Source organism: Pseudoalteromonas sp. S4492 (assembly GCF_005886115.1).
Classification (GTDB): domain Bacteria; phylum Pseudomonadota; class Gammaproteobacteria; order Enterobacterales; family Alteromonadaceae; genus Pseudoalteromonas; species Pseudoalteromonas gelatinilytica.
On sequence record NZ_PNCP01000036.1, the window covers coordinates 110,803 to 123,732 of the forward strand.

Here is a 12,930-nt window from a genome sequence, read left to right on the forward strand (position 1 = left end):
CTTCCTTCCGGCATTGTCAGCCGGTAAAAATTTAATTCCAAAAAATAAAAAGTAACGAAAGAAGTCGTTTAGCTATGATAGATCGTATTGGCTTTGTACAAGAGATTAGCGTCTTTCCAGCCACTAATGCGGGATTTACGTTGAGTGGCTAACGCAAACCATGGGATCACACGCACAGCACCTGGCGGCGCTAAAAAGTGCTCTTTTCCCCAATCTTCAGCAAAGAATTCAATCAATAGCTCGTAATCAGGATCAACCTGACTATGATAAAGAAACAATGATGAATTACTGGCAGTTAAACGCGGCACAAGGGTATCAAACCCCGATGGTTCTAGCGGTTTAGGGTGTTCAACTGTATGAGTTTGAGAAATAACTGGGGTTTTAGTCAGCTCGACTTGGAACAATTTAGTCGCAGCATAGTGTGAGTGATTGTCAGGCATAGCCATGCTCTGTGCACTAAAGAACACAGTAAATAGCAAGATAATGACTGAGAAAAACCGTAACAAGAACTGACCAATAAATTAAGCGGATAACAGGGCTATAATGAGGGTAAAAAAATAAAACACAAGGTATTACTTAAATAAAAGTAACTAAAATAAAGCGAGCCTAACTAGACCCGCTTAGTTAGTTTAACTTTTTAAACAAGTTAAACTTCTAATGATGACATGTCGATAACAAAGCGTGAGGCCATATCACCTTGCTTTAATTTATCGAATGCGTCATTAATTTGGTCCATATTGATCATTTCGACTTCTGGCAGAATATTATGTAACGCACAGAAATCGAGGATCTCTTGGGTTTGCGCTATACCGCCAATTAATGAGCCAGCAACACGGCGACGCCCCATTAATAACGGCACTGAGTTAGACTCAGCAAGCTCACCTACTTGACCAACCAATACTTGCGTACCATCAATATCCAAAAGCGGAATATACGGCGTAAAGTCGTGTTTTACCGGAATGGTATTAATGATCACATCAAATTGATTAGCATGCGCTTGCATGGCTGCTTCATCACTCGATACCAATAAATCTTTTGCGCCATAAGATAAAACCTGCTGTTTTTTCTTATCACTACGGCTAATTGCCGTAACATGTGCGCCCATTGCAGCTGCGATTTTAATCGCCATGTGGCCTAAACCACCTAGCCCAATCACACCAACACGGCTACCTGGGCCGACATTCCACGTGCGTAGTGGCGAATACGTTGTGATACCCGCACATAGAATTGGTGCACATTTAGCAAGGTCTAAGCCTTTTGGCACGCTCAATACAAACTCTTCACGCACCACAATGTGCTTTGAATAACCACCTTGAGTGAGTTCACCACTGATACGGTCTTGTCCTGAGTAGGTTCCTACCATCCCTTCGCGACAAAACTGCTCTTCACCGTGATGACACTGGTCACAGCTTAAACAGCTATCAACCATACAACCTACAGCGACATTATCGCCTACTTTATATTTTGTAACGCCACTGCCTACTTCAAGGACACGGCCAACAATTTCATGGCCTGGTACGACAGGATACTGAGTCCAGCCCCAATCGTTTTCTGCTGTGTGTAAGTCTGAATGGCACACGCCACAATACAGAATTTCAATTGATACATCTTCATCACGAAGTGCACGGCGTTCAAAATGATACGGCTCTAATGGTTTTTCAGAATCATGTGCTGCATAACCGACGGTTTTCATGCTTACTCCTTAATTTTCTTCGTGTTTAACTCATGCAATTAACTAATTTGCTAATGCACTGGTGTATACTTCACTCAGTATAGAGGTAAATTTGCAAAGTTCACTTGCCTAAAACACGAAAGCTTTTGCCTATTTTTATCAAATTGATTTTAAGAGACCCCCATGCGTGGAATGAGCCGCAAAGAACAGGTGACAAGATCGCCTGATGCAATGAACCTATCACAAAGCATCAAAACACTCTGGCCCTATTTAATGACCTTTAAAGGCCGCGTTATTTTAGCCGTCTTAGCGCTTATTGCTGCAAAAGGCGCCACATTGCTGATGCCTTGGGCACTAAAAGAAATAATTGACGCGGTTGATGCGAGTATCAACCCGCTATTAAGCGTTCCTATTGCCTTGCTGATCGCCTATGGATTACTGCGCTTTGCCAGTGTGTTTTTTGGTGAAGTACGCGATGCATTATTTGGCCGTGTTACAGAGCACGCAATGCGCCATATCGGCTTAAAAGTATTTAAGCACTTGCACAGTTTAGAGCTTGCCTTTCACCTTGATAGGCAAACAGGTGGTATCAGTCGCGATATAGAGCGTGGTACAAATGGCCTCAGTTTTTTAATGCGCTTTTTGATGTTTAACATCGTGCCAACCCTATTTGAAATAATCACAGTAGCGATTATTTTTGCGACCTTATTTTCACCGTGGTTTGCATTGGTTACCGTAATCGCGGTCGCTATTTACATTGCTTTTACTGTGATTGTAACGCAGTGGCGAAACCGATTCATTCGTGAAGCAAATGCTGCCGATAACAACTCAAACACCCGTGCTATCGACAGCTTACTCAATTACGAAACCGTTAAGTACTTCAACAATGAACACTATGAAGCAAACACCTACGACGGCTTTTTAGCTAAATGGGAGCAAGCAAGGCTAAAAAATCGTTTATCGTTACTGGCGCTTAATTCAGGGCAAGCACTTATTATAGCCGCAGCTATTACAGCGCTAATGTGGCTAGGTGCCAGTTCAGTGGTCAATAAAGAGCTGACCATAGGTGAGCTTGTGATGATCAATGCCTACATGATCCAGCTATTTTTACCGCTTAACTTTTTAGGCTTTGTTTATCGTGAGATACGCCGTGCGCTGACTGATCTTGAAAACATGCTGGGGCTATTAAATCGTAAAGCCGCCATTAGCGATGGCAAAGATGCAAAACCATTAAAAGCAACCAAAGCAGCTATTCGATTTGAAAATGTCTCTTTTAGTTACGACAAACAACGGCCAATTTTAAATAACTTAAGCTTTGAGGTTACTTCTGGCAGCAAGGTGGCCATTGTGGGTGCCAGTGGCGCAGGTAAAAGCACTCTAAGCCGCCTACTCTACCGTTTTTATGATGTTGATGAAGGTAAAATTTATATCGATGAGCAAGCAATCAACACAGTGACACTTGAAAGTTTGCGCCAAGCTATTGCCATCGTACCGCAAGATACCGTGCTATTTAACTCCAGTATTCGCGAAAACATCGCCTACGGAAATCCAACGGCAAGCGAAGATGAAATTGATAAAGCCATTAGCCTTGCCCATTTAGATGGATTTATTGCAAGCCTAGACAAAGGCGATAAAACCCTTGTTGGTGAGCGCGGTTTAAAAGTATCAGGCGGTGAAAAGCAGCGCATTGCAATAGCCAGAGCTATTTTAAAAGGTTCACCGATTTTATTATTTGATGAAGCAACATCGGCGCTAGATTCGCATTCAGAGCAAGCCATTCTCAGCGCAATGCGTGAAGTCGCACAAAGGCACACCAGCTTAGTTATTGCACATCGTTTATCAACAATTACTGACGCAGACAAAATTATTGTGATGAAACAAGGACGGGTTGTTGAGCAAGGTCAGCACCAACAGCTACTTGCTGCGAATGGTGAATACGCTCGAATGTGGCAGTTGCAGCAAAGCGATGAATAAACACTGTTAACTAGTGGGTTAAATGATTAGAATAACCGCTTTATTTTTATCTATAACAAAAAGGCAACACGCAGATGGGCAGAGCTTATCAAAACAAAAAAGACTCAATGGCAAAAACTGCGGGTGCAAAAACCAAAGTTTATTCAAAGTACGGAAAAGAAATTTATATCTGCGCTAAGAATGGTGGTGTTGATCCCGATGGCAACTTAGCGCTGCGTCGCTTAATCGATCGTGCTAAAAAAGACCAAGTACCTACGCATGTAATCGAGCGTGCAATCGATAAAGCCAAAGGTGGTGGCGGCGAAGATTACGTAGCAACTCGCTACGAAGGTTACGGACCTGGTAACTGTATGATTATTGTTGACTGTTTAACCGACAACAACAAACGTACCTTTGCTGACGTACGTGTTTGTTTTACAAAAGCGAATGCAAAAATTGGTGCGCAAAACTCAGTATCACACTTATTTGATCACCTTGCTATTTTTGTGTTTGATGGTGATGATGACGAAGCTGTTTTAGAAGCACTAATGATGGCTGATGTTGATGTAACAGATGTAGAAGTTGAAGACGGTAAAGTGACTGTATTCGCTCCACACACTGAGTACAACAATACCCGTACAGCACTTGAAGAAATGGGAATTACTGATTTCCACGAAGATCTAATTGCCTTTGTGCCGCAAGTAGAAGCACCAATTGAAGGTGAAGACGTTGAAGTCATGGAACGCTTTTTAGCCATGCTAGAAGACTGTGATGACGTACAAAACGTTTACCACAACGCACAGTTTTAATTAAAAAGGCCAACCAAGTTGGCCTTTTAGCCCAAAGGAATCAACATTGAATACCCTCGAAGAGTTACAAGCCGGTTCTTTACAAGGTTGTACCCGGCTTCAGCTTATTGCAGAACTAACCGAATTGCCAAAAGAAATTTATACCCTAGCCGATACGCTAGAAATCCTCGATTTATCTAATAACCAGCTAAGTGATTTACCTGACGATTTTTACAAATTAAAAAATCTAAAACGGCTGTTTTTATCATTTAATCAGTTTAAACATATACCAGACGTGCTAAGACAATGCCCAAACTTAATCATGGTGGCATTTAAAGGTAATCAAATTACTGAATTTAAAGCGCACTGTTTGCCAACGCAGATTGAATGGTTAATCTTAACTGATAATCAAATCCCCGCTTTATCAGATACATTTGGTGAGTACAGCAAGCTTAAAAAGCTCGCACTGGCAGGTAATCAGTTAACACATTTGCCAGTCTCAATGGCTAATTGTAAAGAGCTTGAACTAATACGTTTAAGTGCCAATAAGCTTACAAAAATTGAAGATTGGCTTTTAGCTTTACCGAAGCTTGCTTGGCTTGCCTTCTCTGGTAACGATTTAAATCGCTCAACTAGCTTACACTGTGAGCTGTTTAGCCAAATTGCACTGAATGAAATCGATGTTCAAAAGCAGGTTGGCCAAGGTGCATCTGGGGTTATTCACTTAGCCAATTGGCATCAACAGCCTGTTGCTCTTAAGCTATTTAAAGGCGAGATCACCAGTGATGGTTATCCACTCGATGAGCTAAATTGCTGTTTAAAAGCCAGTGAGCATCCAAATCTCATAAAAGCATTGGGCTATGTCGATGAAGAGTCACAACTCGGTTTAGTGATGGAGCTTATCAGTAAAGAATTTACGAATCTTGGTTTGCCCCCCTCCCTTGCAACTTGTACCCGTGACACATTCGAAGACAACTGCCAGTACGAGCCAGAAATGGTGCTAAAAGTTGTTAAGCAAATGGCCAGTACCCTCGCTCATTTGCATCAAAAGCAAGTTAGCCATGGTGACATTTATGCCCATAACAGCATGATCAATTCACAGGGCGAGTTATTATTTGGTGACTTTGGTGCGGCAACAGACTTATCAATGCTGACACCTGATCAACAGCAGCTATTAGAAGGCATTGAAGTACGCGCCTTTGGTTATTTCATCGATGATTTACTGACAGTAGTGAGTGAACAAAACGACATTACTAAGATGCTTGCTGACATAGCTCAAGAGTGCTTAGTGCTCAACTCAGACAAACGCCCTCGCCTTTCTGAGCTAGTTTCGCGATTATGATTTAGGGTCATTATTAATAAAGCCTCTGTGAGGCTTTATTTTTGCTTTTTAAACGGAAACACCTGTTGCTTTAACATCCCTTCAGGCATGTAATCGCCAACCACACCATATTTATCGGGCCACTCTGCTTGACCTTTCACTGCAGTGCCAAAAAGATAATCTAAAAAAGAAAAATGCGCAGCATAGTTACGGTCAATGGCCGCTTTATCAGATGAATGATGCCAATGATGAAACTGAGGTGTAACCAGCAAATACTTTAGCCAACCAAATTTCACCCGAACATTTGCGTGGTTAAACACGGCCTGAAAGCCAACAATAATGACATAGAGGCTAATAACATCCGATGGAAAGCCAAGCACAAAAATAGGCGTGAGTACTAAGCTGCGCGTCACGAGTATTTCTAAAATATGCTGACGAGAGCCTGCAAGCCAATCCATTTCTTTTGCACTGTGATGCACAGCATGAAAACGCCAAAGCAGTGGCACTTCGTGATAAGCCCTATGCACAAAATATTGCATTAAATCGGCTACTAAAATGATTAAAAATAGCTGCAGTAAAAATGGCAGTTGAATAATAAAGCCCTGCACTGTATCAGACACAGCCCAGCCAAATGCGTGATGCACGAACTGATTGGTTGCCAGCAACACAAAACCAATAATTAAGTGATTAACAAAGAAATGATTTAAATCACCCTGCCACTCAGAGCGGAGGATTTTTTGCTCTTTACGGTGCGGCAGTAGCTTCTCAATTAGAATAAAAATCAGTGTGGAGCCAAGTAAGTCAAGAATGAACCAATCAAGCCCCAAGTACGGCGTATTATCTTTAAAGTCGCCCACCTCAACATTAGGCCCACCAAATGCTATAGCCACAACTATAAACACCCAAGCCGTTGCACCGAGCCGCTTATTAGTATTACGAACAAAGTTCAACAATCCTAAACTGCCTGAAATAATCAATGCCACAAACATCAGCTGGCGTAAAAACTCAACACTGTAGTTTTGCCTGAGCTCTGGGGTGGTTAAATACTCAGGAAAATGAAAGGCTAATACCCCTAAACAGGATAAAACCGCTAAGAAGCAAGCAATATAGCCGCTGATATTGCCTTCACCCACTTGAAACTGCTCAGCCCTAAATAGCCGATGATAAAGACGTGTCATGATATAAAATCCATTTATCAATTTTTTGCAGCATAACACAGAAGAATTTAGGAACAAATATACGCTAAGCCATCATGAACATGTGCACACAACAAATTGATATTGAGCTAATAAAGCCCAAAACGATACTGCGTTCAGGTAGGTAATGAATAATCAACGCAGGCATTGCAATAATATGTGAAGCTTTTGGCCTATTGCACAAACTATGTTTTTCAAAGTTCATAAAAGCGTTTTTTAGCCTTAAAAGATAAAGCTTTATTCCAGCCAAATGAATAAGCACAAATGTCGATGGACCTAAAAACTCAAGTAGCGCCATGAGCTCATATACCATCATTAACTCAGGTCCAGCAATGAGAATGAGTAAAACTAGCGCAATTAACCTATATAACTTATTAGCGAATAACTGTTTAATTGTATTGAACATTCATATCCTTATGAAACAATTTAGGCTTATATAATGTATTACTGAAATGCTTTACCAAACTTATCTTGATCAAGGTATTTATCAAACGCACCTAAAGCATTACCAACACTTGGCTCAGCCATTAACTCTTGCATTGCAACTTCACCGACAATACCGAATGCGTTTTCCATTGCTCCCTGACCGCCGACATCAATCGCCGCCCTAGCTTGCTTTGGACAGTCTTCGGTTAATAAACGGGTAACTAACGCACCAACATAGCGATTAGTGTCATCTATATCTTGCTCTGTTACATTCGCGAAAGGTTTAATAATACTGTGCGTCGACATACCTAGATAAATCCACTTAGCGAGGTTCTTTCGTTCTTTACCATTTAGTGAATCTGTTAAACACACTGCAAGTTGTTGTGCTTCTTCTGATGCTGAAGCATAACTAGGCAGTAACGAGGTTACAAAGAATGAAGTAGTTAATAAGATTTTTTTCATTATCTTTCCTTGAAAATAATTACGCACAATAAAGTAATGTGAATCCAAATCAATTTCCAGTAAAAACCAAAAAAGCCACGATAAACGTGGCTTTGTTGGATAAAGCTTAAACTTTTACTGTTCTATTATAAGAACTGACCTAGCGCTTTAACTTGGTCTAACATACGGTTTGAGAAACCCCACTCGTTATCGTACCAAGCCATCACTTTAACAAGCTTACCATCTACTTTAGTTTGGGTAGAATCGAAGATTGAAGACGCTGGATTGTGGTTAAAGTCGATAGAAACAAGCGGTAGTTCGTTGTATTCAAGAATACCTTGCATTGCACCTTCTGATGCTGCTTTAACGACTTCGTTGATTTCTGCTGCAGTTGTTTCACGCTTAGCAACGAACGTTAAGTCTACTAAAGAAACGTTGATTGTTGGAACGCGAACTGCCATGCCGTCAAGTTTACCCGCAAGTTCAGGAAGCACTAAGCCAACCGCTTTAGCTGCACCTGTTTTAGTTGGGATCATTGACTGAGTTGCGCTACGTGCACGGTATAAGTCTGGGTGATAAACGTCAGATAAGTTTTGATCGTTTGTGTAAGCATGAATTGTCGTCATGCTACCTTGCTCGATACCTACTGTGTCGTTGATTGCTTTTGCAATCGGTGCTAAACAGTTTGTTGTACATGATGCGTTTGAAATGATGTTGCTGTCAGCGTTTAATACTTCGCTGTTAACACCATGAACAACTGTTGCATCCATGTCAGTACCAGGCGCAGAAACGATTACTTTTTTAGCACCGGCTTCAATGTGTTTAGCCGCTGCTTCACGTGAAGTGAATAAACCAGTACATTCTAAAACGATATCGACGTTTAATGCTTTCCAAGGAAGGTTTGCTGGATCACGCTCTTGTGTAAGGGTAATTTCATCATTACCAATTAGCATGGTGTTTTCAGCAAGTGTTACTTTTTGAGAAAATTGACCGTGTACTGAGTCAAATTGAGTTAAATGCGCGTTAACATTTGCTGGTGCTAAATCGTTGATAGCAACGATTTTGATTTCATTGTTTTGAGCTGACTCATAAAGAGCACGTAATACGTTACGACCGATACGTCCATAGCCATTAATTGCAACATTAATCATTCTAATATCTCCCGTTAATTATTTTACTTCACTTGCTTGGCGAGCAAGCGCTTCAATGGCTTGCCAGTCTTTGTTTTCAATAAGTTGTTTATCTAACATCCAAGTACCACCTACACAGATTACGTTTTTAAGTGCCAGGTAGTTAGGTGCTGTTTCAAGGCTAATGCCGCCTGTTGGGCAAAATGTTACTTGTGGTAAAGGGCCACCAATCGATTTAAGCATTGCAGTGCCACCCGCTGCTTCTGCAGGAAAGAACTTTAAAAACTTAAAGCCTTGGCTTGCTAATTTCATTACTTCACTTGGTGTCGCAGCACCTGGTAAAAATGGAATATCAGACTCTTTAGCCAGTGCTAATAATTCGTCGTTTACACCTGGGCTCACCATAAAGTCAGCACCAGCTTCAACAGATGCATTAAATGTCGCTTTATCAATAACAGTACCTGTGCCAACGTATGCTTCTGGTACAGCTTCTTTCATTAGCTTTACTGCTTCTGCCGCAATCGGTGTTCGCAGAGTAATTTCTAATGCTTTTAAGCCACCGTTATAAAGCGCACGTGCAAGGGGTGCTGCATCTTCAAGTTTTTCGATAACAACAACCGGTACCACAGGTGCCGATGATAAAATTTTCTCAATGCTCATTGTATGTTCCTCATAGCCCAGTAACGGCGTATTATTATTCTAAACCGAAGGCGCTAGCGCCAAGGTCTGCACTACTTACTATATTTCTGAAACCTGCGAATAACTCTCGGCCTGTACCGTATGTTTGACTTGGTTGGCTAAGTTGTAATTCACGTTTTGCTAATTCGTCATCGCTTACGTGTACTTTTAATACACCCGCTGGTGCGTCAAGTGTCACTAAATCACCTTCGTGAATTTTAGCGATTACACCACCTTCAACCGCTTCTGGTGCTAAGTGGATTGCAGCAGGCACTTTACCTGATGCACCCGACATACGACCGTCTGTCACAATCGCCACTTTGTAGCCTTGGTCTTGTAGTGTTGCCATTACTGGCGTCAACTTGTGAAGCTCAGGCATGCCTTTCGCTTTCGGACCTTGTTCTTTAATTACAGCGATAAAGTCTGTGTTTAATTCACCGCGGCTATATGCTTCTTGTAACTGACCTTGTGAGCTAAATACTTTCGCTGGTGCAGAAACAACCTGATGTGATTCAGCCACTGCTGATACTTTAATTACTGCCTTACCAAGGTTACCTGTAAGAAGCTGTAAACCACCTTGCTTGCTAAACGGGTTATCAATTGGGCGTAAAACTTCTTCATCGTGTGACTTTTCAGGACATGCAACCCATTTAACTTTGCTTGGACCTGTGCTGTTAGTCATGATCACTGATGTGTCTTTATCTAGCATTGGCTCTGTGGTGTATGCCTCTAGGCCATCACCAACAATCGTTTTCACGTCGTTGTGTAAGTAACCTTTGCTAAGCAGTTGCTTCATTAAGAAGCCCATTCCGCCAGCTGCTTGGAAGTGGTTCACATCAGCTGAGCCATTTGGATAGATACGCGTAAGAAGTGGCACAACTTCAGATAAGTCAGCCATGTCTTTCCACGTTAGGATCACACCTGCTGCTTTCGCAATAGCCACTAAGTGGATTGCGTGGTTTGTTGAGCCGCCTGTTGATAACAAGCCAACTAAACCATTAATAATTGTTTTTTCACTCACTACATCAGCAAGGCAGTTAGCATCTTTTGTTTCGATTAGCTGCTTTAACATGGTTTCTACAGCATGACCTGTTAAACCATCACGTAGTTCTGTGTAAGGGTTAATGAAAGAGCTACCTGGTAAATGTAGACCCATGATTTCCATTAACATTTGATTCGAGTTTGCTGTACCGTAGAAAGTACACGTACCCGCACTGTGATACGATGCGCTTTCTGCTTCTAAAAGCTCTTCGCGACTTACTAAGCCTTGTGCAAATTTTTGACGTACACGGGCTTTTTCTTTATTCGGGATACCCGATTGCATTGGACCTGCTGGTAAGAAATACGTTGGTAAGTGACCAAATGATAAGGCACCAATTAAAAGTCCAGGGACAATCTTGTCGCATACGCCTAAACAGAAAACACCATCGAACACGTCGTGCGATAAAGAAACCGCTGTAGACATTGCGATCACATCACGCGAAAACAATGACAGTTCCATACCATCACGGCCTTGTGTCACACCGTCACACATTGCAGGTACGCCGCCAGCAACTTGTGCTGTTGCATCATACTTAGTTGCAAGGTTTTTGATGATTTCTGGATAGTCTTTGTAAGGCACATGCGCAGAAAGCATGTCGTTATATGAATTGATAATCGCTAGATTTGGTTGCTCGTCTGCTTTTAAACGAGCTTTGTCATCGCTGCTACAAGCAGCCATAACGTGTGCAATATTACCACAGCCTAAACCAGCACGAACTCTTGTTTGTTTTTTTGCGTGCGCGATTCGCTCTAAATAAGCTTGGCGGGTCTCTTTACTACGTTCAATAACGCGTTCGGTGACTTCTTGGATACGAGGATGCAACATAAAATTCGACTCATCTCTATAGTTAGAGGATAAAGGCTCAGTAACAATTACAGACTCCACGAAAATAATTGTACTGAGCATCTTTGATTTACCCGTTCAAAGGTACGCTGACAGGCTGTCTCTCACAACCAACCTGACACCGGTGTCACTGTATTAACTCACGACTGTGACACCGGTGTCAACCCTATCTGTTAAATTTAGTTTAATTTTTTAAAATGACCAAATAATGAACAGTTTTATTTTAATAAAATATGAGTAGAATTCATCTAAAGCACCATGATTAAAGGTGTAACCATAAGAAAGGTTATATTGTGAGCTTTATTTAAAAACAGCAACTTAGATCATAAAAATGCAATTTTTAGATTGAAAATAAAAAAGCCCGAGAACGCGTCACTCATTCTCGGGCTACTGTGAAAAAACAAGATGAAATTTATTTAATCGCTGCTGTCGACTCGCGAGTAATCAATTTTGCCTCAAGGGTTACTTGGTAAGGAGACTCTTGTGGGTCGCTAATATGGGTGATCAGTTGCTTAACCGCTTGCTGGGTCATTTCTTCTACTGGTTGTGCAATGGTCGTTAACCCTGGCCAGATATGGCGAGCAATAGGTGCGTTATCAAATCCAGCAATAGAGATATCATCCGGCACTCTTAATTGCATTTGCGTAGCAAGTTTTAGCACCGCCGCTGCCATGTAGTCATTAGAAGCAAATACTGCTGTTGGGCGAGGGTTTAAATCTAGAATAGTACGCGCACTATCAACACCAGAGTGATAACTAAAGTTACCTTCTTCAACTAAGCGTTCATCAAACTCAATACCATTTGAGGCAAGTGCTCTGCGGTAACCTTTAAAACGCTGCTCTGTCGCACTGTGATCAGGGTGACCTTTAATGAAGGCGATTTCTTTATGACCCAGCTTAATAAGATGCTCTGTTATTTCAAAAGCACCCTGCTCGTCGTTACTTCTTACCGAAATAGAGTCGTCTTCAAGTACCGCAGATGCGACGCGAGCATACGGGATCTTTTTCGATTTTAAAAAGCTGACAAGTTCAGGGAAATCTGAAAATGGTGGGGTAAGTACAATGCCATCTAAACGAGAGGTTTGAATTAATTGCTCAATATTACTAATTAATTCTTCGCCGCGTAATTCACATGGGTGGATCAATAAATTGTAGTTAAGCTCATGACACGCCGCTAAAGCACCGGTTTGCACACGGGTAATATAGCTTTTACTCGGATTGTCGTACAAGCAACCAATAATAAAACTACGGTTTTGAGCCAAACCTCGAGCGATTGGGTTTGGCGTGTAATCAAGCTCTTTAAATACCTTAAGTACTTTTTCGCGCGTTGCATCACTCACGTTAGGCTCATTGTTGAGTACGCGAGATACTGTTTTTTTCGATACACCGGCATAGCTGGCGACACTGTTGATGGTTACTTTCTTCATCCGCTCTACATCCA

Annotated in this window: 12 protein-coding genes; 3 read left to right on the forward strand and 9 right to left on the reverse strand. The window is 41.6% G+C overall.

Going from position 1 to position 12,930, the window contains the following annotated elements:
- Positions 1–68: 68 nt before the first annotated feature.
- Together CWC28_RS11155 and CWC28_RS11160 are read right to left on the reverse strand one after the other, a co-directional pair.
- Positions 69–440 (reverse strand): hypothetical protein, encoded by a 372-nt coding sequence (locus CWC28_RS11155; protein WP_138625157.1) that lies wholly within the window; start codon positions 438–440, stop codon positions 69–71.
- Between the two features lie 206 nt (positions 441–646).
- A complete protein-coding gene (locus tag CWC28_RS11160; protein ID WP_105174043.1) occupies positions 647–1,693 on the reverse strand; it encodes an NAD(P)-dependent alcohol dehydrogenase in 1,047 nt (348 codons plus the stop codon).
- 210 nt (positions 1,694–1,903) lie between these two features.
- Between CWC28_RS11160 and CWC28_RS11165 the strand changes: the two genes are divergently transcribed.
- The 3 genes from CWC28_RS11165 (at position 1,904) to CWC28_RS11175 (ending at position 5,755) form a co-directional block, all read left to right on the forward strand.
- Positions 1,904–3,646: an ABCB family ABC transporter ATP-binding protein/permease gene (locus CWC28_RS11165; RefSeq protein ID WP_138625196.1), complete on the forward strand. Its 1,743-nt coding sequence runs from the start codon at positions 1,904–1,906 to the stop codon at positions 3,644–3,646.
- 74 nt (positions 3,647–3,720) lie between these two features.
- Positions 3,721–4,434 (forward strand): YebC/PmpR family DNA-binding transcriptional regulator, encoded by a 714-nt coding sequence (locus CWC28_RS11170; RefSeq protein ID WP_138625158.1) that lies wholly within the window; start codon positions 3,721–3,723, stop codon positions 4,432–4,434.
- Positions 4,435–4,480: 46 nt separating this feature from the next.
- On the forward strand, positions 4,481–5,755 hold the full coding sequence (locus tag CWC28_RS11175; RefSeq protein WP_138625159.1) for a protein kinase: 1,275 nt from the start codon (positions 4,481–4,483) through the stop codon (positions 5,753–5,755).
- Positions 5,756–5,790: 35 nt separating this feature from the next.
- Here CWC28_RS11175 and CWC28_RS11180 read toward each other — a convergent pair whose 3' ends face one another.
- From CWC28_RS11180 to CWC28_RS11210, 7 genes are all read right to left on the reverse strand, one after another.
- Positions 5,791–6,912, reverse strand: coding sequence for a sterol desaturase family protein (locus CWC28_RS11180; RefSeq protein ID WP_062564589.1), 1,122 nt, complete (start codon positions 6,910–6,912; stop codon positions 5,791–5,793).
- Positions 6,913–6,976: 64 nt separating this feature from the next.
- On the reverse strand, positions 6,977–7,336 hold the full coding sequence (locus CWC28_RS11185; RefSeq protein ID WP_138625160.1) for a hypothetical protein: 360 nt from the start codon (positions 7,334–7,336) through the stop codon (positions 6,977–6,979).
- Positions 7,337–7,374: 38 nt separating this feature from the next.
- Positions 7,375–7,818 carry a hypothetical protein gene (locus CWC28_RS11190; RefSeq protein ID WP_138625161.1) on the reverse strand — a complete coding sequence of 148 codons (444 nt, stop codon included), beginning with the start codon at positions 7,816–7,818 and terminating at the stop codon, positions 7,375–7,377.
- Between the two features lie 125 nt (positions 7,819–7,943).
- The gene (gene gap, locus CWC28_RS11195) at positions 7,944–8,948 is read right to left on the reverse strand and encodes a type I glyceraldehyde-3-phosphate dehydrogenase (RefSeq protein WP_063705673.1); all 1,005 of its coding nucleotides are present in this window, start codon (positions 8,946–8,948) and stop codon (positions 7,944–7,946) included.
- A gap of 18 nt (positions 8,949–8,966) precedes the next feature.
- Positions 8,967–9,587 (reverse strand): bifunctional 4-hydroxy-2-oxoglutarate aldolase/2-dehydro-3-deoxy-phosphogluconate aldolase, encoded by a 621-nt coding sequence (locus tag CWC28_RS11200; protein ID WP_063705675.1) that lies wholly within the window; start codon positions 9,585–9,587, stop codon positions 8,967–8,969.
- A 34-nt stretch (positions 9,588–9,621) separates the two neighbouring features.
- Positions 9,622–11,472 (reverse strand): phosphogluconate dehydratase, encoded by a 1,851-nt coding sequence (gene edd, locus CWC28_RS11205; protein WP_105174039.1) that lies wholly within the window; start codon positions 11,470–11,472, stop codon positions 9,622–9,624.
- A gap of 430 nt (positions 11,473–11,902) precedes the next feature.
- On the reverse strand, positions 11,903–12,916 hold the full coding sequence (locus CWC28_RS11210) for a LacI family DNA-binding transcriptional regulator (protein WP_138625162.1): 1,014 nt from the start codon (positions 12,914–12,916) through the stop codon (positions 11,903–11,905).
- Positions 12,917–12,930 lie beyond the last annotated feature (14 nt).

Excerpts from the sequence above, each read along its gene's own strand:
- CWC28_RS11210 (WP_138625162.1), bottom strand. The coding sequence starts at position 12,916 with ATGAAGAAAGTAACCATCAACAGTGTCGCCAGCTATGCCGGTGTATCG.
- CWC28_RS11190 (WP_138625161.1), bottom strand. The coding sequence starts at position 7,818 with ATGAAAAAAATCTTATTAACTACTTCATTCTTTGTAACCTCGTTACTG.
- CWC28_RS11160 (WP_105174043.1), bottom strand. The coding sequence starts at position 1,693 with ATGAAAACCGTCGGTTATGCAGCACATGATTCTGAAAAACCATTAGAG.
- CWC28_RS11170 (WP_138625158.1), top strand. The coding sequence starts at position 3,721 with ATGGGCAGAGCTTATCAAAACAAAAAAGACTCAATGGCAAAAACTGCG.
- CWC28_RS11155 (WP_138625157.1), bottom strand. The coding sequence starts at position 440 with ATGCCTGACAATCACTCACACTATGCTGCGACTAAATTGTTCCAAGTC.
- CWC28_RS11200 (WP_063705675.1), bottom strand. The coding sequence starts at position 9,587 with ATGAGCATTGAGAAAATTTTATCATCGGCACCTGTGGTACCGGTTGTT.
- CWC28_RS11165 (WP_138625196.1), top strand. The coding sequence starts at position 1,904 with ATGAACCTATCACAAAGCATCAAAACACTCTGGCCCTATTTAATGACC.
- edd (WP_105174039.1), bottom strand. The coding sequence starts at position 11,472 with ATGTTGCATCCTCGTATCCAAGAAGTCACCGAACGCGTTATTGAACGT.
- gap (WP_063705673.1), bottom strand. The coding sequence starts at position 8,948 with ATGATTAATGTTGCAATTAATGGCTATGGACGTATCGGTCGTAACGTA.
- CWC28_RS11185 (WP_138625160.1), bottom strand. The coding sequence starts at position 7,336 with ATGTTCAATACAATTAAACAGTTATTCGCTAATAAGTTATATAGGTTA.
- CWC28_RS11180 (WP_062564589.1), bottom strand. The coding sequence starts at position 6,912 with ATGACACGTCTTTATCATCGGCTATTTAGGGCTGAGCAGTTTCAAGTG.